Origin of the sequence: Tenacibaculum mesophilum, assembly GCF_003867075.1 — a bacterium.
GTDB lineage: Bacteria > Bacteroidota > Bacteroidia > Flavobacteriales > Flavobacteriaceae > Polaribacter > Polaribacter mesophilus.
In genome coordinates this window covers 3,160,026-3,184,239 of sequence record NZ_CP032544.1, presented here as the reverse complement: position 1 = coordinate 3,184,239, position 24,214 = coordinate 3,160,026, and the positions used below count along the sequence as shown (strand labels likewise).

Here is a 24,214-nt window from a genome sequence, read left to right as displayed (position 1 = left end):
AATAAAACTAAAAAAACTGTAATTTTAACATAAAAAAAGTTAAAAAAATAACAAAAAAAGACAAAAGAAGATAAAAAACAACAAAATAACTATTTATAAAACAAAAAAAGCCAAGGTTAATGACTCCTTGACTTTATAATAATTAATTCAAATAATTACACCAATGAAAACAAAGTTGGTATAAGTTACAGCAAATGTATTAAGCTTAACTTTTCATTATTATAACTTTGATTTGAATTACCTTTTATTTGAATTGAAAAACTATTACTATACTATAAAATGGGCAGAGAATTAATTCTCTGCCCATTTTTTTTAGGGGAACGCTTATTTTTTAGTAAATCGATTTACTAAAAAAATTAATTTATAAATGGATTATTTTGAACTTCTGCTTGTGGAATTTCAAGAACTAATCTATCATCATTATAATTCATAGAATCACCTGCTAAATATAAATGATTTGAACCTCTAGTTAAAGTTGCTTTATTTCTTTTTAGTGCTAAGTAACTTTTTCCTTCACCCCAAAACTCAATTCTTGTTTGTAAATAAATTTCATCTTGCAAAGCTTGTCCTGATAAACCATCAACGTATGCATAATCAGCTACGTCATCGTATCTTTCTGCTAATAAATCTTTTAAACGATTTTTAGCATCTCCCTCTAAACCTTCTTTGGCAGACATTTCAGCAGATAATAAATACATTTCATCAACTCTCATATAAATATAATCAGTATCTACATTTCGTTGACCTCTAAACTTTTTTGCTGGGTGATAAAACTTATTAATTGGCATTAAATAACTTCCTGAGTCTGTATCACCATCAAACTGAGTTTTTCTAACATCCTTATCTTTTATAGAGTTATATAAACCTAAATCTATTTGTTTTAAATCTCCAAACGACTGGTAACTGAATGTATAGTAATCCATTTGTCCCCACCAAGACACTAAATCTAGTCCGTTGTCAATAGTAAGATCAACTCCCCACATCCAACTCGGATTTTCAGCTACATTATTAAAACCTCCTGTAACTTTCTTTTTAGAAGTCAAAGGAAAACCTCCTTCAGTTATAACCTCTTCTGCTAATTCTTTAGCTTTGATATTGTCATCATTTAAACCTCTTGACGCATAAACATAAGCTAAGAGACCTTTTGCTACATGTTTATTTATTTGGTATAAATTACTTCTACTGTATGAATCTAGAAGAGAAATTGACTCCTCTAAATCTTTTATCATTAACTTATACACTTCTTCTGTTGTACTTTGTGGTTGAGCTTCAGAATTAGCTTCAGTATATATAGGTAAAACCTTAGATGTAGGTGTATATTCTGGAATATATAACTGAGTTAGGTAAAAATAACCATAGGCTCTTAAAGCTTTAGCTTGTCCCATTTGCTCTCTATTAGCATCAGTAATTGCAGCATCATTACCTCCTAATGATTTTATTACTAAATTACTAGAATTAATTATTCTATAATAATATCTCCAAGCTATAAAATTTGGAGTCGTAAACGTGAAATCATTAGTAGAAGTTAATTGGGCAACATTACTGTATCTATTATAGATATTTTGAGCTAATGCAATGTCACCAGACAAAATATCACTTATAAGGTCGTAGCCTTTTTGTCCATAATCTTCATGGTCTTCAGTCCCTCCTGTTTCTACCTGAAACATAGTTTCATATATACCTCTTAAAGTTCCATCTAAAATATCTGGGTAAATCTTTCCTGTTTCAGCCACATCGTTAACAGTCACATTTTCTGTAGGGCTTTCTTCAAGAAAATCATCACTACAGCTTACTGAAAAAGCTGTAATTGCTCCTAATAATATTGGTTTTATATATTTTTTCATATGTTTTTAAAATTTAAAATTTAGCTCTTACACCAAAAGTTATTGTAGATAATGGCTGATAGCGATATACACTTGATGAACCTGTCTCAGAAGTCATAGGATTAAAACCTTCTCTTGCACTTAATAAAAATAAGTTATCACCCGCTATCCATAGATTTAAAGATTTTACTCCTGAGTTTTCAATAAAACTACTAGGAACTGTATATCCTAATCTTACATTACTTAAAGCTAAATAGTCTGTTGACGTTATAAAGCGAGACGATACAGAGTTTACTTGTAAATTTCTATCACTTATTAATCTTGGTACGTTAGTAACATCTCCTGGGTTTTTCCAGCTATTTCGAATATCAGTATGCCAGTTATCTGACCCTACTTGACTATTATCCATTAAACCTGCATATACATTATCATATGAGTATCCTCCTAAACTATAACCAAATAAAGTGTTTATTGTAAAGTCATGTATTTTAGCATTCAATCTGAACGCTCCTCTAACTTTAGGAATAATAGATTTTCCTATAAACTTTTGAGTAGCATCACTGTACTCATTTGTTGTAGTTTTGCTAATTGCGTTATTTGGAAATTGTCTTTTATATTCAGTTAAACTTTTAATACCTTCACCAGCATCTACTGTTCCATTATTATTAGCATCATGGTAGTATTGATTCCAAAGAGGGTTCCCTGTTTGTGTATCTACCCCAGCCCATTCTCTTAAATAATAATCATAAATTCCTTTATCTTTAGCTCTACCATAACCTCCTGAAATATCTAAAACCTTTCTTTCTCCTGTAGATGGATCAATAGGCATTTCTGTTAACTTACTGTTAAACATCTCTCCATTAATACCAAAATCTAATTTATAATTTTCTTTATCTAATAAATGTGCAGTTAAATCAAATTCAAATCCAGAGTTTCTTAGCGTACCATCATTTACATCTAAAATTTCATTACCTGTAGATGGAGCTACACCTCTTTCAAAGATTAAGTCTTCTGTGTTCTTAACATAATAATCAAAAGCACCTTCTAACTTATTATTAAAAATAGTAAACTCTAAACCAGTTTGAAACATCTTAGAAGTTTCCCAAGTTAAATACGGGTTTTGTAAATCATTTGGTCTTAATGAAATTTCACCTCCTAAGTTACCAATAGTATATGTATTTCTCCCTGAGTATATATCAACTCCGGCTTGATCACCTAAAATACCATAACTTGCTTTAAACTTTAAAAAATCAATAAAATCTATATTTGAAATGAAATTTTCTTCAGATAAAACCCATGAAGCACCTACTGAACCAAAAGTACCCCATTTATCTTTTGCAAACCTTGAAGAACCATCACGTCTTATAGCTCCTGAGAAATAATACTTTCTTTTGTAGTTATATGATACTTGCCCGAAATAACTTTCTAAAGCTGACTTAGTTCTATACCCTGTTGGAGGAGCTGACACTACCACATAGTTATGAGGATCTTTTAATCCATTTTGTAAATTAACTACCTTATTTTTACTCAAAGTACTTGTTTCATACTCACTTTGGTTTGTTTCGTGTGCTGCTAAAGCAGAAAAACTATGGTTTCCAAATTTTTTATTAAATCTAAAAATATTTAAAAAGTTTTGTGTTAGAGCACTAGAGTTTCTTTTAAATAAAGTTCCTCTTTGCTGAACAGCAAAACCATAAAATGGGTTTTGAACTTCATTATAGATTCTACTATAATATTGAGCCCCATATTGTGTTTCAAATTCTAACCCTTCTAAAAGAGATACTTTAAATGAAAAATTACCATTTAATGAGTGACGATCAGAACCAATAAAATTATGTTGAGCATTACCTAAAGCATTTGTACCTCCACCAAAACCTCGGTCTCTATAATCGTATTTATTTCCTCCATATTTTGTATCTTTTATAGGATTACCTTCTGCGTCACGTTCGAATAAAGGATAAATCGAAGGGATATTATCTACAAACCAGAAAACACTACCTGAATCTTCCGACTGCCCATTTTGTGTTGTTCTTCCTAATGTATATCCAACATTAGCCTTAGCTGTTAACCATTCTGCTGGTTTATGTGTAATATTTAATCTTGATGCATACCTTTTATAACCTGAGTTAATCGAATATCCTTTATCGTCTAGATATCCAAAAGAACTAAAATATTTAGTATTTTCACTCCCTCCACTCATCTTAACATTTGCTTCAGTTCTGATTGATGATTGAAAAGCATAATCTGACCATTCTTCTGGAGTGTACTTTCTAGACACCCCAGGTCTTACTTTTCCTGTTACTGGGTCAATTATTTGAGAAACATCATTTGTTGAGAAATAATTAAAAACATCTCTTATACCTCCTCTTGAAAACAAATTTTGGTTTGCATAAGCTGCTCCATCATTTGTTTTTCCATCAAACAAACCTTGGTTAGCCATTGCGTGCCATGACAACTCTATATACTCATCTGGTGATTTTATTACATCATATCTTGGTAATAACTGAAAGTTAACCCCTGTTTTTAAATCAACTTCAACTGACGTTTTTCCTGATTTTCCAGTTTTAGTAGTAATCATAATCACACCATTTGCTCCTCTAGAACCGTAAATAGCTGTTGCTGACGCATCCTTTAAAACAGTTGTAGATTCAATATCTGATGGGTTTATTGAGTTAATAGAACCAGAAAAAGGCACACCATCTACTACATATAAAGGATCTCTGTTTCCATTAACAGAACCAAAACCACGAATACGAATAGTAGCAGCTGTTCCTGGTTGTCCTGATGTATTAATTACATTAACCCCTGCTATTTCTCCTGCTAAAGCCTGAGACACATTAGAAACACTTTTTGCTTCTAAATTTTCTGTTTTAACAACTTTTGCTGTACCTGTAAAAGATTGTTTAGTTGTTGTTCCATAACCAACAACTACTATTTCATCTAATATGTTAGCATCTTCTTTCATTAAAACATTTAGTTCTGATCCTGCTCCCACTGTTCTCTCAGTTACTTGCATTCCAACGAAACTAAAAACTAAAACATCTCCTGTTTTTGCGTTTAATGAATACTTACCATCAAAGTCTGTTTCAGTACCCATGGTCGTACCTTTTAAAATTACATTCACACCAGGTAAAGGTCCTGCACTATCAGATACCACTCCAGTGATTTTTTTCTCCTGTGCGCTCATATTCAGTAAAAAACTGAAGAATAAAAATACACAGATTACATTTTTCAAATGTAGATTCATAAATTATTAAATTTTTATTAATTAACAGTTGTAAATCTAAAGGCTATAAGTTTTTGTTAACACCTTTTTGAAGTTAACACCTTTTAATTTGATGTGAAAAAACAATTTTAAGAAGTTAACAACATGCTCATTAAAAAAAGCCACCTGTTAATTAATGTTAAAATATTAAAAGCCTACTATTTTTACTAGCTTTTAAAGGAGTTCTTCTTTATTTTTGCCACAAATTGTATTCAAATAGTAAGTTCCTTAAATTACTAATTTGGAAGTATAATTATTAAATCTCAACAATTGTTAAACAACTATGAAATTAGGGTATTCTATAACTTCAACTGTTACAGTTCCTAGGAAAATAAAATGAAAATGAAAATATCAATTCTAATCGTTGACGAAGAAAATTCTGCTAGACTTCGGTTTAAAAACTTAGTGAGCGATTACAGTTTTATAGAAACTGTTGATGAATCTTCTAATGGCTTAGACGCTATAAAGAAAATCAACACTTTAAACCCAGATGTTGTATATCTTGACACCAAAATAAACGATATGACTGGGTTTGATATTATCGAAAAAATAACTCTACCTAAAAAGCCTATTTTTATTTTCACAGCTTCTTCTAACGAACATGCTGTGAAAGCTTTTGACTACTTTGCTTTTGATTATCTTTTAAAACCATTAAAAGAAGATCGTTTTTATGCTTCTATTAAAAAGGTTATTGATTATAAGAAAATAGAAAAACTTTCAGATTTAGATAACATCATAGATCTAGTAAAAGAGAAGACTCCTATTGAAATGCCTGTAAAAGGAACCAAGATTAATATTAAATCGGGAAACAAAATAATTTTCTTAGAACGAAACGCTATTAAGTATATATCCGCTTCAGGTTATTATGTAGAAATTTTCACTACTGATAATAAAAAGTATCTACTACGTGAATCTTTATCAAGCATAATTAAAAGGTTAAACTCTAATTTTTTTGTTAGAATTCACAGATCTACTATAATCAACTCTAATTTTATTGATGAGATCATCACTTCCAATTATGGTGAGACAGATGTAAAAATTAACGATAACAAAACTTTTAGAGTAAGTAAAAGCTATAAAAAAGATTTTCAAGAACTTATGGGTGTTAAATAAAAATCCTTTCTTTTGAATCATTAATTTTGTTTAATGAACACTAACAAAAAATATAAAAGAATTATTTCTTTAGTTCCTAGTCAAACAGAACTTTTAGTTGATTTAGGTCTCGAAGACAATATATTAGGAATAACAAAATTTTGCGTTCACCCAACACACTTAACTAAAACAAAAACTATTGTTGGTGGCACCAAAAACATAAAAATAGATAAAATTAAAGAGCTTCAACCAGACATTATTCTTTGTAACAGAGAAGAAAACACCAAAGAAATAGTAGAAGCCTGCCAGCAAGTAGCGTTTACCCATGTTTCTGATATTTTTACACTTACAGACTCCATAGAGTTAATTTCTTTGTACGGAAGTTTTTTTGAGAAGCAAATTGAAGCTAAAAAAATAACTAATAAATTAGAGTCAAAAATAATTGATTTTAAAAAGTTTATTAAAAATAAAAAAAGTAGAAAAGTTGCTTATTTTATTTGGAGAAATCCTTGGATGGTTGCAGCAAGTAATACGTTTATAAATCACCTGCTAGAATTAAACAAATTTGAAAATGTTTATGCTAACGAAAAAAGGTATCCAGAAGTTGACATAAAAAATATCAATAAGAAAAAACCAGAATTAATTTTACTTTCTTCTGAACCTTTTCCTTTCAAAGAAAAACACATTCTTGAGATTATAGAACACACTAACAACCTGACTCCTATATTGGTTGACGGTGAATACTTTTCTTGGTACGGTAGTAGACTGTTAAAAGCTTTTGATTACTTTAAGGAGTTACACAACAGGGCTTGACATATCTTCATCTAAATATTTTATTCTATTTAGTTTTTCCAATATCTTCATCGCTTTGAATGCTGAGCGATCACTTTTGCACTCATCTTCATATTTATAATCATTAGCTGTCTCAACCAACCTTAGATATCTCTCTTCAAGATGTTTTCTGTATCTACGTAATTGATTAATTCTTGACATTTATAATTGGGTTAACACGGATTATAAATATACATATTTATTTGATTTACAGCAATATAAAAAAACAATTAAATATAAAATGGGGAAAACCCCTATTTTTAATATTACTAATAACAAAAAAGCTCTTAATTTCTCAAGAGCTTTTTAATTCTATTTACTATCCTGTAACGCAAATACCTGACGTAATAATGCTGTATTACGTAATCCTACTTTATTACGTATTCCTTTTTCTTCAACTGAAATCATAGTAAACACACCATCTAACGCTTCAGTTGTTACATAGTCTGTTAAGTCTGGATTCACTTTTTTAACAAACGGAATACTATTGTATTTCGTGATTAAGTTTGACCAAATTTTATCAGCTCCTACTTTCGAAAATGAGTTTTTAATAACTGGATTAAACTCAGCATATAATGCAGAAGTTGTTTTTCCTTCTAAATAAGAAGTCGCTGCGTTATCAGCTCCTAATAAAATATTTTTTGCATCTGTAAACGTAATTTCCTTAACGGCGTTCACAAAAATTGGAGTTGCTGTTTTTACAGCATCCTCAGCAGTTCTATTAATTGCTTTTAATCCTTCATCAGCTAAATTACCTAAACCTATCTTTCTCAACCCCTTGTCTACTGCTTGTAATTCCTCTGGTAATAAAATTTTTACCAAGTCATTTTTATAAAAACCATCTTTTGAAGTTAATTTAGTTACTTGATGCTGAATTCCGTTATCTAAAGCTTGACGCAAACCATTACCAATCTGTTCTTGTGTTAACACCCCTCCTTGTGGTAATTGATTTACTACTTTTTGTAATTCTGCACATCCCATAAAAGTAAGTGCAATAAAGAATACTGTAATTTTTTTCATGTCTACTTGTTTGATTTTATCTATTAGAAACAATAAACTATTTATTGTCACATTTATTTGAAACTATCGGTATTTTTATCATATCCATACGGACAGTGTTTACAACCACTTTTACAACAATATCCTCGTCGTAAATGATACGCTTCTTTAAAAACCCTATACCCTTGCTCATTAGTATAATACTCATCAGGAGTGGGTTTTAATATCTTATTTCTCATACTACAAATATCATAAAAAAATACGTTAAACAGACTTTATAGCTCTGCTTAACGTATTTGTATATCTTAAAAAATTTAAATCTTACTTTTTAGCGTTAGGTGGATACTCCGCCATAATCTCAGCCACAAATTCTTTAATACGAGCTTCCTTTCTTTCTACACTACTTGTACTCAAAGCTCCCGTTCCTATCCCTTGCCATACTAACTCTTTTTTGTCAGCATCTAACAAATCAATAAACAACGTACCTTCGGTATATTGAGAAACAGTTACTGGACTTGGTCCATAATACCATGGATAGTAAAATCCTCCATAGAAATTATCATTCACATTAATACGTTCACGAGACTTTGTAAACAAACTCACTAAAACATCTGGGGTAGCTGACTTTGTCATCCCTTTCGCCGTCAACTCTGCTTCAATAGCACGCATAATACGTTTTTTATCTAAATCAGAGATTGGAGCTTTGTCTATGCCTGTTTTGTAAAACGCAAACGTTTTGTATTTATTAAAATCTGTTTGTGTATCATAATCCGTTACTACTCTTACTGAACTACATGAAGTAATTAGTAAAGCTACAATTGGCAAAAAAAGTAATTTTAAATTTTTCATTTTCTAAGAGTTTACATGTTTTCTAATAACGCATCGTCCACTAAGTTTGGAAGTGTAACTTTTAGTTTCTTTTCAACTTCCATGGCACGTTTAATCGCAAAAACAGCTTCATTATTTCGTGCCCAACTACGTCTTGCTATTCCGTTATTCACATCCCAGAAAAGCATTGATTTTAAGCGCCTTGATGCATCTTTAGAACCATCAAGAAGCATGCCAAACCCTCCATTAATTACTTCTCCCCAACCTACTCCACCTCCATTGTGAATAGAAACCCAAGTAGCTCCTCTAAAACTATCTCCTATTACATTATGAATTGCCATATCTGCTGTAAAGCGCGAACCATCATAAATATTAGAAGTTTCACGGTAAGGTGAATCAGTTCCAGATACATCATGATGATCACGACCTAAGACTACTGGACCAATTTTTCCTTTCTTAATTACTTTGTTAAACGCTTCTGCTATTTTCATACGTCCTTCAGCGTCTGCATATAAAATACGTGCTTGTGAACCTACAACTAACTTATTTTCTTGCGCTCCTTTAATCCACTGAATATTATCTGCCATTTGTTGTTGGATTTCTTCTGGAGATTTTTTCATAATTTTCTCCAATACCTTACAAGCAATCGCATCCGTTTTGGCTAAATCTTCTGGTTTTCCTGAAGTACATACCCAACGGAAAGGCCCAAAACCATAATCAAAACACATAGGCCCCATAATATCTTGTACATAACTAGGATACTTGAACTCTCTTCCCAACGTCGGATTTGGGTTCATTACATCAGCTCCTGCTCTACTCGCTTCCAATAAAAAGGCATTCCCGTAATCAAAGAAATACGTTCCTTTTTCTGTATGTTTATTAATCGCTTTTGCGTGACGACGTAAGGTTTCTTGTACTTTTTCTTTAAACAACTCTGGATTATTCGCCATCATTTCGTTTGATTCTTCAAACGACATATCTACTGGATAATAACCTCCTGCCCATGGATTGTGCAACGATGTTTGATCTGAACCTAAATCAATATACACATTTTCTTCAGCAAACTTTTCCCAAACATCCACTATGTTTCCTAAATATGCTAACGAAACAACTTCTTCGTTTTCCTTTGCTTTTCTAACACGTGCTACTAATTCATCTAAGTCTGTGATTTTTTCATCAATCCAACCTTGATCTAAACGAACCTGCGTTATTTTCGGATTCACCTCAGCACACACTGTAATACAACCTGCTATATTTCCTGCTTTTGGTTGCGCACCACTCATTCCTCCTAAACCAGCAGTAACAAATAAATTACCTTTTGGAGACTTTCCTATTTTTCTGAATCCGTTTAACACAGTAATTGTTGTTCCATGTACAATTCCTTGTGGACCTATATACATGTAACTTCCTGCTGTCATTTGCCCATATTGAGTTACTCCTAACGCATTAAACTTTTCCCAATCATCTGGTTTTGAATAATTCGGAATCATCACACCATTGGTAACCACTACTCTTGGTGCATCTTTATGTGATGGGAATAATCCCATTGGGTGTCCTGAATACATTACCAAAGTTTGTTTATTGGTCATTTCAGATAAGTACTTCATGGTTAATAAATACTGTGCCCAATTAGAAAATACTGCTCCATTACCACCATAAGTAATTAATTCGTGAGGATGCTGTGCTACTGCATAATCCAAATTATTTTGAATCATTACCATAATCGCTTTTGCTTGCTCTGATTTCCCTGGATACTCTTCAATAGGACGCGCGTACATCTTATAATCAGGACGGAAACGATACATATAAATTCGTCCGTACTTTTCTAATTCTTCAGCAAATTCTGGTAATAATGCTGAATGATGTTTTTTATCAAAATAACGCAATGCATTACGTAAAGCCAATTTCTTCTCTTCATCAGTTAAAATTTCTTTACGTTTTGGTGCGTGATTTATGGTGGTGTCATACTCCTTTTTTGGAGGTAATGTAGTAGGTATTCCTTGTTTTATTTGTTCTTTAAAAGTCATTTTATACGGTTTATAGTTTCCAATTAAAAAATGAAAACTTATTAATTTTAAATCTGTTTATAATCGTAAAAATGAAGAAACTATGGATAACGGATATCGGCTCTGTGATACTGAGCTTCAATCCTCTTTTTATATTTTAGAGTTAAAAAATCCATTTCTTTGAAGTTTGCACAAATATAAGTCTATACAGTTAAAAACAGCATCTTTAAAAAGTATAAATTTTTCTTCTTCTTGTATTTTTACTCTTGTCCTAACAATAAATTGTACCTTTGGTAAGTTTATTGCATGAACAAGTTTATGATATTTATTTCAAAACATATAATACCAAAAGGATTTTCTGGAATGACATTATACCCTTTTATATTCTTAAAAAGAGAAGATTTAAAAGGTGATCCTGTTTTAATAAATCATGAAAAAATACACTTAAAACAGCAATTAGAGTTACTAATTGTCTTCTTTTATCTTTTCTATTTTTTAGAATGGCTTATTAAGCTATTAATTTATCGAAAAACATCATTAGCTTATAAAAACCTAAGTTTTGAACGAGAGGCCTATCAAAATGAACATAATTTAGAATATATCTCTACTCGAAAGAGATGGGCATTCCTTTCTTATTTATAATTGTTAAAACATCCGTCTATTTTTTAAGATTTCCGTAAATTGCGTACCCGAAAATTAAGACAATTTACGAATGGAACAAATAACTCCCTATAAACCTAAACACAAAGTACGAATTGTAACTGCGGCTTCTTTATTTGATGGACACGACGCTGCCATTAATATTATGCGCCGAATTATTCAATCTACTGGGGTTGAAGTAATTCACTTAGGACATGATAGAAGCGTTGAAGAAGTAGTAAACTGTGCTATTCAAGAAGACGCAAATGCAATTGCTATGACTTCGTACCAAGGTGGACATAACGAGTACTTTAAGTACATGTACGATTTATTGCAAGAAAAAGGAGCTGGACATATTAAAATATTCGGAGGTGGTGGTGGAGTAATTCTACCAGAGGAAATCAAGGAATTGATGGACTATGGAATTACTCGTATTTACTCTCCTGATGATGGTCGTGAACTGGGATTACAAGGAATGATTAACGATTTAGTTCAACAATCAGACTTTGCCATTGGAGATGCGTTAAATGGAGAAGTAGACAAATTAGCCGATAAAGAAGTTGGCAGTATTGCTCGTGTAATTTCTGCTGCGGAGAACTTCCCCGAAGTTGCTAAAGAAGCTTTAGAAACCATTCATAAAAAAAATAAAAACTCCAAAACTCCAGTATTAGGTATCACGGGTACAGGTGGTGCTGGTAAATCGAGTTTAGTTGACGAATTAGTCCGTCGCTTCTTAATTGATTTTCCAAACAAAACTATCGGATTAATTTCTGTTGATCCTTCAAAAAGAAAAACAGGTGGTGCTTTGCTAGGTGATCGTATTCGTATGAATGCTATCAACAATGAACGTGTATACATGCGTTCATTAGCTACACGTCAGTCAAACTTAGCATTATCAAAATATGTAAATGAAGCAGTAGAAGTATTAAAAGCTGCGGAATTTGACTTAATCATTTTAGAAACTTCAGGTATTGGACAATCAGATACAGAGATTATCGAACATTCTGATACTTCTTTGTATGTAATGACTCCCGAATTTGGTGCTGCAACACAGTTAGAAAAAATCGACATGCTTGATTTTGCTGACTTAGTAGCCATTAACAAATTTGATAAAAGAGGAGCTTTAGATGCTTTACGCGATGTAAAAAAACAATACATGCGTAACAACAATTTATGGGATGTTCATATGGATGACATGCCTGTTTTTGGAACCATTGCATCTCAATTTAACGACCCAGGAATGAATTCGCTATACAAAGCGATTATGGATAAATTAGTTGAAAAGGCGGGAGCTGATTTACAATCTACTTTTGAAATTACGAAAGAAATGTCTGAAAAGATATTTGTAATTCCACCTAGTAGAACACGTTATTTATCTGAAATTTCAGAAAACAATCGCGCTTATGACAAAAAAGTTGATGAGCAAGAAAAAGTAGCTCAGAAATTATACGGAATCCATCAAACCATCTTATCTGTCATTCCGAACGAAGTGACGGAACCTTTCCTTACCAAAAACGGAATTGACCAAGATGCCATTCAGAAACAAGTTCAGGAGGAAGAACAACCATTTGTAAAGTTATTATTTGCTCAATTCGATAAAGTAAAACTAAATCTTGACCCACATAACTGGGAAATTATTTTAAACTGGCAAGACAAAGTAAAAAAATATAAAGATCCTATTTACTCGTTTAAAGTACGTGATAAGGAAATTAAAATAGAAACACATACTGAGTCACTTTCGCACACACAAATTCCGAAAGTAGCGTTACCAAAATACCAAGCTTGGGGTGATTTATTACGTTGGAATTTGCAAGAGAATGTTCCTGGAGAATTTCCTTATGCTTCAGGATTATATCCATTTAAACGTACTGGGGAAGATCCAACACGTATGTTTGCTGGTGAAGGTGGTCCTGAACGTACCAACCGTCGTTTTCACTATGTGAGTTTAGGAATGCCAGCAAAACGTTTATCTACAGCATTTGACTCGGTTACATTATATGGTAACGATCCAGGACACAGACCTGATATTTACGGTAAAATTGGAAATGCAGGAGTATCTATTTGTTGTTTAGACGATGCTAAAAAATTATACTCTGGTTTCGATTTAAGTCATGCTATGACTTCTGTTTCTATGACTATTAATGGTCCTGCTCCGATGTTATTAGGATTCTTTATGAATGCTGCTATCGATCAGAATTGTGAAAAATACATCAAAGAGCACAAACTAGAGAAAAAGGTTGAAACAAAACTTAAAGAATTATATGACGATAAAGGTATAGAACGTCCTAAATATAATGGAGAACTTCCTGAAGGTAATAACGGATTAGGATTACTACTTTTAGGCGTTACAGGTGATCAAATTTTACCTGCGGATGTTTATGCTGAAATTAAAGCAAATACCTTAGCACAAGTACGTGGTACGGTTCAAGCAGACATTTTAAAAGAAGATCAAGCACAAAATACGTGTATTTTCTCTACGGAATTTGCATTACGTTTAATGGGTGATGTACAAGAATATTTTATTGAAAAAAATGTTCGTAATTTCTACTCAGTATCTATCTCTGGATATCATATTGCAGAAGCTGGTGCAAACCCTATTACACAGTTAGCCTTAACACTAGCAAACGGATTCACTTACGTAGAATACTACTTATCAAGAGGAATGGATATTAATAAGTTTGGACCAAACTTATCATTCTTCTTCTCTAATGGTATTGATCCTGAATATGCAGTAATTGGTCGTGTAGCACGTAAAATTTGGGCAAAAGCTTTAAAACACAAATACGGAGCGAACCCAAGAGCACAAATGCTTAAATATCATATTCAAACTTCTGGACGTTCATTACATGCTCAGGAAATTGATTTTAATGATATCCGTACAACCTTACAGGCGTTATATGCAATTTACGACAACTGTAACTCATTACACACGAATGCATATGATGAGGCCATTACGACGCCTACAGAAGAATCAGTACGTCGTGCGATGGCCATTCAGTTAATCATCAATAAAGAATTAGGATTAGCTAAGAATGAAAATCCAATTCAAGGTTCATTTATTATTGAAGAATTGACTGATTTAGTTGAGGAAGCAGTGTTAACTGAATTCGATAGAATTACGGAGCGTGGTGGTGTTTTAGGAGCAATGGAAACGATGTACCAACGTTCTAAAATTCAAGAAGAGAGTTTATACTACGAAACCTTAAAACATACAGGTGAATTCCCAATTATTGGAGTAAACACCTTCTTAAGTTCTAAAGGTTCTCCAACGGTAACCCCACAAGAAGTTATTCGTGCTACCGAAGAGGAAAAACAATTCCAAATCAAAACGAAAGAGAATCTGAACAAAGCACATGAAGATAAAATAGAACAGCTTTTATCTGAAATGCAATCGGCAGCTATTAACAATCAAAACCTTTTTGAAAAATTAATGGACGCTACTAAAGTTTGTTCGTTAGGTCAAATTACCTCAGCTTTATTTGAAGTAGGTGGTCAATACAGACGAAACATGTAAGAGGCAATGCCTTTAAATAAATATTTAAAGCCTCACTTAAATTTAAGTGAGGCTTTATACTTTTAAATATCTTCTTTATTAAAAAAGTTTCTATTCCTTAAACTTTTGTTTTAAAATAATAAAACGTTAAATAAAAAAATTACACGCAACCTTTCGCTTTCTATAGCGTCTAGTCAATAATAATTTGATACAACTCCATTAATTCTATGAAAAAAACCTTTTTAATAACTACTCTTTTCTCTTTACTATTTGCTTGCAGTAGTGAAACTAAAATTGATTTACCAGAAAATCCAGAACCTCCTTTAGATAACTTAGAAGTCTACACCTTACCCTTAGTCGTACACATAATACATGGCGGAGAAAGTATAGGCGAAGGCTTTAACCTAGCTACCGAACGTATTAAAGAACAAATTCAATCTTTAAATCACGACTTTAGAAGAGTAGCAGGCACTTTAGGAGAAAACAATTCCCCGCTTAGTAGTGACTCTTTTATTCAATTTAAACTTGCAGAAATAGACCCTAACGGGAACCCAACTAACGGAATTAACCGTATTAATTATTACGACAACACTCCCGTAAGAGGTGATAAAGACAGATTTGATTGGCTTCCTGAGTTTGAATATTGGAACCCTAATAAATATATCAACATTTGGGTATATAGCGGGTATGCCCCTAATACATTTGCTGGCGCAGCTTCTTTTCCTACCACTAACTTACCTGGAATAGAAGATGAGTTAAAAACCATAGGTGATGGTATTTTAATTAATGTTCATCACTTTGGAAAATCCGATGTTTCTGGAGGTCTCAATCTTGGTAAAACATTAACCCACGAAATGGGACATTTCTTAGGTTTATTACATATTTGGGGAGCTGTTCTTGAAGGAAAACCTTGTTATGACCATGACGATTTTATTGAAGACACACCACCTGTAAGTAGTTCTATTGATGGTTGTGATGGGACAATTCCTAAAGCCTGTGACGGACAACCTGCTCCTGTAAACAACTATATGAATCTTACTGATGATAGATGTATGAATGTATTTACCAAAGGACAAATTAAACGAATGAGATATGTACTTGAACATGCAGAAAGAAGAAAAACACTAATTACTTCTGATGTGATTAGCAGATAACCCATAAAATAGTATTTTCTATTACCTCATTGTCAAACTTCATCCTTACAATTAATTTTGTAAGGTTTTTTATTTTCAAAAAAAATAAACTTTCTTGTAATAATTTTACTTTTCAGAATACCTATCAAGAAAACCAAATTTTGAGTAACGATTTTTATATAACATCCATTTTACCACATGCTGGTATTATTATTAAAATATGTAGAGCTTATACAGACTCTCAAGAGGATTTTGAAGACTTTTATCAAGAGGCTTGTTTACAAATATGGAAAAGCAGAGATGCATTCCAAAATAAGTCGAAATGGTCTACTTGGATTTACAGAATTACGCTAAATGTTTGTTTAACCTTAGCGAAGAGAAATGCTAAAAAAGAATATTCTTTAGAGAAAACTCCCAATTTATCGGAGGATAATAAAGCTTTTCAAAACGAAGATTTAAACTTGTTATATGATGCTATTAAAAAATTATCTGAAGTCGACAGAGCGATAATTTTACTGCATTTAGAAGAAAATCCTTACAAAGAAATTGCTGCAATTATTGGAACTAGCGCTAACAATATTGCAGTACGTATTAACAGAATTAAAAAACAATTAAAAATAATATTAGATGGAAAAATCAATTGAAAAAAGATGGAATGAAGCTTTTATTAATGAACAATCATTAATAGCTCCAAAAATTAACGATATATACAACCAGAAATCTAAATCGGTTATTAATAAAATTAGAAGAACCTACGAGTTTGACAATAAAGGATTGCTTCCTATGGCAGGAATTGTAGTTATCGGTGGGATTCTTTTATCTGAAACTATTATTGGTGCATACGGTGCTTTTTTAATCCTAAGCTTGTACTTCTTTAATACAAGATTATTAAAAAGATTTAAGACTATTGATGTTAAATCTGACAACTTAACATATTTAAAGAACTACAGAAGTGTAATTAACTCGGTATCTAAAGCCACAAAAAAGTTATTTGTTTTTGCAATTCCACTAGCTATTGTATCTATTTTTGCTCTGGCTTACGGTGTGAAAGAGAAAAGTTTTTTATCTAACTATATTTCCAGTGACTCTTCATTCTTACATATTATAGGAGTTGGACTCATCGTAGCAATTGTGACTGGAGTTATTGGTTTCGTGGTATACAACATCTCTACTCGAATTTTATATCACAGTCTTATATCAAAACTAGACGATATTATTAAAGAAATGGAAGAATTAAAAACTTCTTAATTAATCATAAATCAGAATTGTTCTTTTATAATTCTGGTTTATTTTTTTGTTCTGGTTCGTTTACGAAGTTTAAAAATTCTATCGTCATAATAGACTTTTAGTTTCTCAACAAATGACATAGGATTTTTGTATGTTGTTAAAACTTTATAAGTATAACTATCTAACAAATTGGTTAATTGCTTTTCTAAACGTTCTACCTCATTTGTTAAATAAGTAGTGTTGCTAGTTGTTTTTTTTACTAATGTTATATCTTTATTAAAACTCAACGCTGTATTACCTCCAAAAATATGAGCATGAAAAGCCTCTAACTCTTCCAAGCTTCCGTTTTGATATATTTCAATCAGCTTTGTTGTTGTTTCTAATGCTTTTTGTTGCTCATTTTCTTGCATCGAAAACTTATCAGGATGCACATACAACATTGCTTCTTTATATAATCTCTTCTTCTCTTTTTGATTGACTTTCTCTACTTCTTCTTTTTTCAAAACAGGTACAATACCTGTAGGTTCTTTGTAATTTTTACCTTTTCGTTTTTGTGCTAACCTTTTTTCCTTTTTAGCTTTCTTTTGTGCTTTATATAAAATTGTTAACTCTCGTTCTTCTATTAACAAATCAGCAATTGAATTTCGTAACGATTGTTCAAAAGGAAATAGCTTGGTTTCAATTGCTTCAATCTTACCTTTTAACGCTTTTATTTTCTCTTCTAAGTTTAAAATAGCGTCTGAATTAGCATCGACAGGAAAACAGTTCTCGTTCATAATACACTATCCTTTCCTTTGTAAAATGGTCAATCCTACTCGTATTTTTTCATACGGAACTTTCTCTCCTAAAAACTCAAAATAAGGTTTTAAAGCTGTCTCATTTTTCAATACTTTTTTTGCATTAGCTACCAAAGCTAATGTATCTGCCTCTATAAACTCATCCAAGCTCACATCTTTTCCTTCTAGGTATAACTTAGATAAATGAGAAAAAATAGTGGTAGGTTTTAACCCTCGGCTCTCTGCTATTTCTTCAACCGTAAATCCTTCTTTATATAACTTAAACGTTTCTAAAGTGGTATCTTTTTTAGTTTTCTTCTTTTCGTTTAAAAAAGTTTTGATTTCTTCCATAAACTCAGCTCCATACACTTCTAATTTTCGCTGTCCCACTCCACTTATTGCTAGAAATTCTTCGTCAGATTGTGGTCTTTCATTCTCTATTTCTTTAAGTGTAGCATCATTAAAAACTAAATATGCTGCAATATCTTCTTCTTGGGCAATGCGATAACGCAGTTTTCTCAAACGCTCAAATAACGTGTCTTTAACTGCTTTTTTCTTTTTCTCTTTTGTTACCGTTTTTACTTCCTTTGTAAACGCTACTGGAGTTGTTAATTGTACTTTTTCTCCTTCAAAAAGCACTTTATTCGAAAACTCGGTAAGCTGTAAACTGTTGTTTAAATGAAAAGCTATTTGACAATATCCTTGATTGGTTAACTGAATTAAATAATGTTGCCAATCTCTCCAAGAAATATCGTTACCAACACCGTAGGTTTTCAATCTATCGTAGCTTTTATCTAAAACCGTGGCATTTTTGGCTCCTCTAAGTACATCAATTACAGTTCCCATAGCTTCTTTTCCTTGTAATCGATAAATAGCTGAGAGTCCTTTTTGCGCAATAACAGTTCCATCAAAAAATTGTGGAGGATTCTTACACACATCACAATTTCCGCAGTTTTCTTCAATTAGTTCTCCAAAATAACTGAGTAATATTTTTCTTCGGCAAACCGTAGCTTCCGCAAATTGCTTCATACGTTCTAATTTTGCCTCTTGAACTTCTTTATTTCCTGTGTTTTCTATAAACTGACGCAACTGAATAACATCCGCATAACTATGAAAAAGTAAAGCATTTGCTGGTAATCCATCACGACCAGAACGTCCAATTTCTTGATAATAGCCTTCAATGTTTTTAGGCATATTGTAGTGTATTACCCAACGAACGTTCGATTTGTCAATTCCCATTCCAAAAGCAATAGTTGCGCAAATTACTTCACAATCATCTTTAATAAAAGCCTCTTGAGTCTTAGCTCTTTCTTCAAAAGATAATCCTGCGTGATATGCCTTTGCATCAATATTGTTTTGTTGCAGTTTACTAGCTAATTGTTCTGTAGCTTTTCTACTTAAACAATAAATAATTCCTGCTTCATTAGGCCTTCTTTGGATAAACTTAATAATTTGTTGCACTCTATCATTTGCAGGACGCACTTCTAAAGCAATATTTTCTCTGTTAAAAGAACTTATAAATTGTGTAGCATTAGGTATTGTTAATTGCTCTAAAATATCCTGTTGCGTTGCTTTGTCAGCCGTAGCCGTTAACGCTACAATAGGAACATCTGGTAACGATTTTTTTAAAAATGCTAGTTGTTTATAAGAAGGACGAAAATCGTGCCCCCATGCAGAAATACAGTGCGCCTCATCAACCGCTATGCAACTTATATAAGATTGGTTCAATACATTTTGAAGCAATGATAAACTTTCTGGTGCGACGTACAATAATTTTATACTTTTTGAAGCCATTGCATCAAATACTTGTTGCTGCTCTTCAGTTGATTGACTACTGTTAAAAAAAGTAGCAGGAATTCCGTTTGCTTTTAAGCTATCTACTTGATCTTTCATCAAAGCAATTAATGGAGAAATCACCAACGTAACACCTTCAAAAAATAATGCCGGTAATTGGTAACAAATAGACTTTCCTCCTCCTGTTGGCATAATAACCAACGTATCTTTTTTTGCTAAAATATTTTCGATAATAGCTTGTTGCTCTAAACGAAAACTATCGTATCCAAAATTTACCTTTAATTTTTCTAACAATTCTTGTTCTGTAATCTGCATCATTTGGCAAAAATAGGAATAAAAAAGCATCAAGATTATACTCGACCACTGACTACCTCTTGAAAAAGACACAATAAAACATTAGAAACAAGTAATTTATTTTTTTATATTGTGATAATAAAAATAGATTACATGTATACAAAAATACTCTTACTTATTACTTCTCTCGTTTTTTGTTTTTCTATTAGTTCACAAACAAAAAAACTAACAATCAATGTTGTAAACAACAAAAGTCAGCCTATACCTGGAGCCATTATTCTTTTTGATAATGTGAGACAAAAAAGCTGGACAAACTCTAAAGGAGTTTTCAAAATAAAAATCTCTGAAGCTCCTAAAGAAATAAGTGCTTTCTCTCCTAAAGTAGGAATAAAAAAGATTAAGTATAATAATGAAAAGGAAATTACAATAACTATAGATGAAAAAAATGACTTAACCTTAGTAGGAAATACAAATGTAAAAAACATAAGTACTTCTCAATATAGAAATATTTACGATTATATAAGGGGAAAGGTTCCTGGTGTTCTTGTTGGTGCTGACAATACGATTTTAATAAGAGGCTACAATACAGTTAACGGAAACTCTACTCCTTTATTTGTAATAAATAATAATGCTGTTGACCAATCTGTTTTTTCAGATATTGTACCTTCAAATATAATATCAATAAGAATCCTCAAAGGACCTGAAGCAGCAAAATACGGCTCTAGAGGTGCCCATGGAGTTATTGAAGTTATTAGACATTAAACTCATTACTACTGTAAACTATTAAACAAAACCTGAATAAAAACTCAGGTTTTGTTTTAACTTATCCATATTACTTAATATCTTGTAACAGCACCTCCACTGCTTTTTTTAACTGAGCATCTTCTCCTCTATCTTTCCATCCTGGTGCATTTTTCACTAAGTAATCTGGTACTGCCGGTGCTTCGTTCTCCATGTTCTCTCCTGTTTTCTTTACAAACCATGCTCTAAAAGGCATACGAATCATTCCGTTAGCTAATCGTTTACCTCCTGTAGATACAACAGCTCCAAAAGTTGGCTGACCAACTAACTTCCCTAACCCTAAGCTCTTGAAGGCATGTGAGAAAATTTCAGCATTTGAATAACTATTTTCATTACATAATGCTACCACTGGTTTTGTGTTTACCGATAAAATAGCACGTTCATTAAACGGATAGTTATCTGCAAATTTTTGATGATTTTTTAAACTCTTTGCTGCTCCTCTTGGAATTGTATATGCATGTTGATCTACATTTAACACTGCCATTAATCTATCAGTAGTCCATCCACCACCATTGTAACGAACATCAATTACGATTCCTTTTTTACCATAACCACTTGCTTTTAGTTCACGTTCAAAACGCTCGAAACTTGGCATGTTCATTCCTTGAATATGAATATACCCTAACTGACCGTTAGAATATTCATCTACCAATTTCTTTCTAGAGTTTACCCATTCCTCATATTGTAAACTTCTTAACGACCTTTCTGGGCGTAATACTACCTCTTTACCGTTACCTAAACTCAACAAAATCTCCTTAGTTTGAGTATTCTTTAGTAAACTATAAAAATTCGTATTCTTTTTAATTTCTTGTCCGTTAACAGCAGTAATAATATCCCCCACTTTTAACTTACTGGTTGATTTATCTGCTACTGAATTTGGTAACACATAAGAAACCTTTACTCCTTTTTTAGTGTTCTCTACTTCTAAACCTAATACTCCAACTTTATCACTTGTATTTCTTGGAGCACTTCCTCGGTAGCCCATATGACTCGCATTTAACTGTCCTAACAACAAATTAAACATATAGGTATAATCTTCGTGAGTGGTTGCTGACAATACCCAAGGCTTGTACTTCTTTACTAAAGCATTCCAATTGTATCCGTGAAATTCTGGATCGTAAAAACCAGCTGTTAATGCACGAATTCCTTCTTCAAAAACCTGTTGATACACTTCTTTTCTATTTGTTGTGTACGTCGCACTGTGAGGCAATCTTGTTACTTTATCTGATTTTGTATTTAATTCAGCTAATTTTCCTCTTGAAGTAAAATAAATTTTCCCTTTGTTTTCAGTAAAGTTTCGTGCATTAGCAACTCCTTTTACTAATTTTGGCTTGCTACCATCCCATTTAACTTTATATGTACTTCTTTTTTCTGTAGCAGGGTTGGTTGCTGAAAAATAAATGAAATCACTATCTGCACTAAACACAGGACTATACTCATCATCTTGTAAAGAAGTAACTTGTACTAGACGGTCGTAAATTTTATCTTCATCTATTTTTACAACTACTTTTTTCTTCTTTTTCTTTCCTTTTTTTGCGTCTTTCTCTTTAGAAGGTTCTTCTTTCTTCTCAGGATAATAAGCTCCTTCTTCGTGATCTAGTTTTGACTTTTCCCAATCAGATTTTTCCAACCAAACCATCCAAACATCGTAATTGATTCCGCTTCTATTTGATAAAAATGCTAACTTTTTTCCGTCAGCACTCCAAACTGGATTTCGGTCACTTCTAGGATGCATAGACACATTCATTTTAGTAGAAGGATTCTCTACAGATTGAATAAAAATTTCGCTATCAAAATTTAAGTCTTCTTGAGAATAGGCTATGTATTTACTATCTGGACTCCATGAAACTCCTTCAGCAGCTGCCCAAGAATTAGAGTATTCTTTAGCATTTGTTATTTTTCCTTTTTTAATATCAGCAATCATTAAAATTCCTCTTCCCACCTGATAAGCTATCTTCTTTCCATCAGGAGAAACTAAGGAATATTCAATATCTTCTTTGCTATTTGTTAGTTTAGAAACTTTTGTTTTTAAACTACGGTGCAACCCCACCAAAGTATCTGTAGAAACTGCACTGTAGAATTGATAAACTCCGTCTCTATCTGAAGAAAAAACAACTGTTTTATCGTCTAACCACTGTGGATTAATATCTCTATATGGATGCTTGCTCACATTGTTTGAGCGCTTCTTTTCTTTATTATTCTCCTTTATAAAGATTTCTCCATTAATTTCTAATGCTACGTTTTTTCCATTAGGTGAAACTGCATAATTACCAATGTTTCCTGAAACTGTTTTAGTTTCTTCTTCTTCAAAACGATTATCTGAAACAATATCTAAGTTAATTTTTTGAGTTTTTCCATTTTCTAACTTGAAAGTATCTGCCCCACTGGTATAAACAATCGTTCCATTATTACTTACTGAGAATGTTTGTACACCGTCTTTTGTTTGATTTGTTAATTGAGTAGCTGTACCATTGGCAGTTCCATTTGCAGAAATTACTTGTTTATAAATATTATAACGTCCACTTTTTGCTCCGATGTAGTATAAATTCCCCACTGCATCCCAAACAGGAGAGTGATCATTCTTGTTACTTGTTGTTATTTGATGATATTCATCTGTTTCAGTATTATAAACCCAAATATCACGTTGCGCAGAACCTGAGTAATCTTCACGAGCAATACGGCATGCTCCTTTGGTAAAAGCAATTAATTTTCCGTTAGGAGATACCGAAGCCATTTCACCATAAGCAGTTAATAATCGACGAGGTGTTTCTCCCTTTTCATTAACTACATACATTTGTTTATCCCACTCTGGACCTCTTAACACACGACCAGTCGTAAAAACAATATCTCCTTCTTTTGTCCAATCTGTAGGAATATTGGCTGTAGGGTAGTATGTTAACTGTTTAGGAACTCCTCCTTTTATAGAAGTTACAAATACATTATCATTTCCTTTTCTATTTGATGAAAATGCAATCTCAGTTCCTTTTTCATTCCAAACAGGGTTACTTTCGTAGCCTTTATGAATAGTCAACCTTTTTGTTTGCTGATTGTTAAAGTTATATAGCCAAATATCGCCATAATAACTAAATGCCATTTGAGAAGCATCAGGGCTAATCACAGGCTTACGAATTAGTGTATGTTGGGCAAATAAAAAATTACTTGCTATTAAAGCCACCCCTAAGAATATCTTTTTAGTCATGTTATTTGATTTTA

Annotated in this window: 18 protein-coding genes; 8 read left to right on the top strand and 10 right to left on the bottom strand. The window is 32.3% G+C overall.

The window, feature by feature from the left end; translation table 11 throughout:
- Window positions 1-356: 356 nt before the first annotated feature.
- Both D6200_RS14505 and D6200_RS14500 read right to left on the bottom strand, forming a co-directional pair.
- Window positions 357-1,844, bottom strand: a complete 1,488-nt coding sequence (locus D6200_RS14505; RefSeq protein ID WP_047788445.1) for a RagB/SusD family nutrient uptake outer membrane protein — start codon at window positions 1,842-1,844, stop codon at window positions 357-359.
- A gap of 13 nt (window positions 1,845-1,857) precedes the next feature.
- Window positions 1,858-5,010 carry a SusC/RagA family TonB-linked outer membrane protein gene (locus D6200_RS14500; protein WP_231128381.1) on the bottom strand — a complete coding sequence of 1,051 codons (3,153 nt, stop codon included), beginning with the start codon at window positions 5,008-5,010 and terminating at the stop codon, window positions 1,858-1,860.
- 420 nt (window positions 5,011-5,430) lie between these two features.
- Here D6200_RS14500 and D6200_RS14495 point away from each other — a divergent pair, with 420 nt between their 5' ends.
- Together D6200_RS14495 and D6200_RS14490 are read left to right on the top strand one after the other, a co-directional pair.
- Window positions 5,431-6,201, top strand: coding sequence for a LytR/AlgR family response regulator transcription factor (locus D6200_RS14495; protein WP_073182666.1), 771 nt, complete (start codon window positions 5,431-5,433; stop codon window positions 6,199-6,201).
- A 33-nt stretch (window positions 6,202-6,234) separates the two neighbouring features.
- Window positions 6,235-6,993 (top strand): ABC transporter substrate-binding protein, encoded by a 759-nt coding sequence (locus D6200_RS14490; protein ID WP_073181601.1) that lies wholly within the window; start codon window positions 6,235-6,237, stop codon window positions 6,991-6,993.
- On the opposite strand, the gene D6200_RS14485 is transcribed toward D6200_RS14490, so the two are convergent.
- The 5 genes from D6200_RS14485 to D6200_RS14470 all read right to left on the bottom strand — a co-directional run bounded on the left by D6200_RS14485 (window position 6,976) and on the right by D6200_RS14470 (window position 10,865).
- Window positions 6,976-7,173 carry a hypothetical protein gene (locus D6200_RS14485; RefSeq protein ID WP_047788449.1) on the bottom strand — a complete coding sequence of 66 codons (198 nt, stop codon included), beginning with the start codon at window positions 7,171-7,173 and terminating at the stop codon, window positions 6,976-6,978. The two genes, D6200_RS14490 and D6200_RS14485, sit on opposite strands and share 18 nt — an antisense overlap.
- A 150-nt stretch (window positions 7,174-7,323) precedes the next feature.
- A complete protein-coding gene (locus tag D6200_RS14480) occupies window positions 7,324-8,031 on the bottom strand; it encodes a DUF4197 domain-containing protein (protein ID WP_073181603.1) in 708 nt (235 codons plus the stop codon).
- Between the two features lie 53 nt (window positions 8,032-8,084).
- The gene (locus tag D6200_RS15360; RefSeq protein ID WP_159432107.1) at window positions 8,085-8,249 is read right to left on the bottom strand and encodes a DUF5522 domain-containing protein; all 165 of its coding nucleotides are present in this window, start codon (window positions 8,247-8,249) and stop codon (window positions 8,085-8,087) included.
- Between the two features lie 82 nt (window positions 8,250-8,331).
- Window positions 8,332-8,859 (bottom strand): DUF4136 domain-containing protein, encoded by a 528-nt coding sequence (locus D6200_RS14475; protein ID WP_073181605.1) that lies wholly within the window; start codon window positions 8,857-8,859, stop codon window positions 8,332-8,334.
- Window positions 8,860-8,870: 11 nt separating this feature from the next.
- Entirely contained in the window at window positions 8,871-10,865 is a 1,995-nt protein-coding gene (locus D6200_RS14470) for a urocanate hydratase (RefSeq protein WP_073181607.1), read from the bottom strand.
- A 297-nt stretch (window positions 10,866-11,162) separates the two neighbouring features.
- Between D6200_RS14470 and D6200_RS14465 the strand changes: the two genes are divergently transcribed.
- From D6200_RS14465 to D6200_RS14445, 5 genes are all read left to right on the top strand, one after another.
- Window positions 11,163-11,486 (top strand): hypothetical protein, encoded by a 324-nt coding sequence (locus D6200_RS14465; RefSeq protein WP_047788453.1) that lies wholly within the window; start codon window positions 11,163-11,165, stop codon window positions 11,484-11,486.
- A gap of 70 nt (window positions 11,487-11,556) precedes the next feature.
- A complete protein-coding gene (locus D6200_RS14460) occupies window positions 11,557-14,997 on the top strand; it encodes a methylmalonyl-CoA mutase family protein (RefSeq protein WP_073181609.1) in 3,441 nt (1,146 codons plus the stop codon).
- 206 nt (window positions 14,998-15,203) lie between these two features.
- The gene (locus tag D6200_RS14455; protein WP_073181611.1) at window positions 15,204-16,130 is read left to right on the top strand and encodes a M43 family zinc metalloprotease; all 927 of its coding nucleotides are present in this window, start codon (window positions 15,204-15,206) and stop codon (window positions 16,128-16,130) included.
- Between the two features lie 140 nt (window positions 16,131-16,270).
- Window positions 16,271-16,753 (top strand): RNA polymerase sigma factor, encoded by a 483-nt coding sequence (locus D6200_RS14450; protein ID WP_047788669.1) that lies wholly within the window; start codon window positions 16,271-16,273, stop codon window positions 16,751-16,753.
- A complete protein-coding gene (locus D6200_RS14445; protein WP_073181613.1) occupies window positions 16,737-17,357 on the top strand; it encodes a hypothetical protein in 621 nt (206 codons plus the stop codon). The genes D6200_RS14450 and D6200_RS14445 overlap by 17 nt, the downstream gene beginning before the upstream one ends.
- 38 nt (window positions 17,358-17,395) lie before the next feature.
- Here the strand turns inward: D6200_RS14445 and D6200_RS14440 are convergent, their stop codons facing one another.
- Entirely contained in the window at window positions 17,396-18,112 is a 717-nt protein-coding gene (locus D6200_RS14440) for a hypothetical protein (RefSeq protein WP_073181615.1), read from the bottom strand.
- A 6-nt stretch (window positions 18,113-18,118) separates the two neighbouring features.
- Entirely contained in the window at window positions 18,119-20,224 is a 2,106-nt protein-coding gene (recQ, locus tag D6200_RS14435) for a DNA helicase RecQ (RefSeq protein ID WP_073181617.1), read from the bottom strand.
- 129 nt (window positions 20,225-20,353) lie between these two features.
- Between recQ and D6200_RS14430 the strand changes: the two genes are divergently transcribed.
- The gene (locus D6200_RS14430; protein WP_073181619.1) at window positions 20,354-20,962 is read left to right on the top strand and encodes a TonB-dependent receptor plug domain-containing protein; all 609 of its coding nucleotides are present in this window, start codon (window positions 20,354-20,356) and stop codon (window positions 20,960-20,962) included.
- Window positions 20,963-21,032: 70 nt separating this feature from the next.
- Here the strand turns inward: D6200_RS14430 and D6200_RS14425 are convergent, their stop codons facing one another.
- Window positions 21,033-24,200, bottom strand: a complete 3,168-nt coding sequence (locus D6200_RS14425; RefSeq protein ID WP_073181621.1) for a S41 family peptidase — start codon at window positions 24,198-24,200, stop codon at window positions 21,033-21,035.
- Window positions 24,201-24,214: the final 14 nt, after the last annotated feature.

What these genes read in the sequence shown, in the direction of transcription:
- D6200_RS14440 (WP_073181615.1), bottom strand. Translation starts at nt 18,112, where the DNA reads ATGAACGAGAACTGTTTTCCTGTCGATGCTAATTCAGACGCTATTTTA.
- D6200_RS14470 (WP_073181607.1), bottom strand. Translation starts at nt 10,865, where the DNA reads ATGACTTTTAAAGAACAAATAAAACAAGGAATACCTACTACATTACCT.
- D6200_RS14475 (WP_073181605.1), bottom strand. Translation starts at nt 8,859, where the DNA reads ATGAAAAATTTAAAATTACTTTTTTTGCCAATTGTAGCTTTACTAATT.
- D6200_RS14460 (WP_073181609.1), top strand. Translation starts at nt 11,557, where the DNA reads ATGGAACAAATAACTCCCTATAAACCTAAACACAAAGTACGAATTGTA.
- D6200_RS14490 (WP_073181601.1), top strand. Translation starts at nt 6,235, where the DNA reads ATGAACACTAACAAAAAATATAAAAGAATTATTTCTTTAGTTCCTAGT.
- D6200_RS14445 (WP_073181613.1), top strand. Translation starts at nt 16,737, where the DNA reads ATGGAAAAATCAATTGAAAAAAGATGGAATGAAGCTTTTATTAATGAA.
- D6200_RS15360 (WP_159432107.1), bottom strand. Translation starts at nt 8,249, where the DNA reads ATGAGAAATAAGATATTAAAACCCACTCCTGATGAGTATTATACTAAT.
- recQ (WP_073181617.1), bottom strand. Translation starts at nt 20,224, where the DNA reads ATGATGCAGATTACAGAACAAGAATTGTTAGAAAAATTAAAGGTAAAT.
- D6200_RS14485 (WP_047788449.1), bottom strand. Translation starts at nt 7,173, where the DNA reads ATGTCAAGAATTAATCAATTACGTAGATACAGAAAACATCTTGAAGAG.
- D6200_RS14500 (WP_231128381.1), bottom strand. Translation starts at nt 5,010, where the DNA reads ATGAGCGCACAGGAGAAAAAAATCACTGGAGTGGTATCTGATAGTGCA.
- D6200_RS14430 (WP_073181619.1), top strand. Translation starts at nt 20,354, where the DNA reads ATGTATACAAAAATACTCTTACTTATTACTTCTCTCGTTTTTTGTTTT.
- D6200_RS14455 (WP_073181611.1), top strand. Translation starts at nt 15,204, where the DNA reads ATGAAAAAAACCTTTTTAATAACTACTCTTTTCTCTTTACTATTTGCT.
- D6200_RS14505 (WP_047788445.1), bottom strand. Translation starts at nt 1,844, where the DNA reads ATGAAAAAATATATAAAACCAATATTATTAGGAGCAATTACAGCTTTT.
- D6200_RS14480 (WP_073181603.1), bottom strand. Translation starts at nt 8,031, where the DNA reads ATGAAAAAAATTACAGTATTCTTTATTGCACTTACTTTTATGGGATGT.
- D6200_RS14495 (WP_073182666.1), top strand. Translation starts at nt 5,431, where the DNA reads ATGAAAATATCAATTCTAATCGTTGACGAAGAAAATTCTGCTAGACTT.
- D6200_RS14425 (WP_073181621.1), bottom strand. Translation starts at nt 24,200, where the DNA reads ATGACTAAAAAGATATTCTTAGGGGTGGCTTTAATAGCAAGTAATTTT.
- D6200_RS14465 (WP_047788453.1), top strand. Translation starts at nt 11,163, where the DNA reads ATGATATTTATTTCAAAACATATAATACCAAAAGGATTTTCTGGAATG.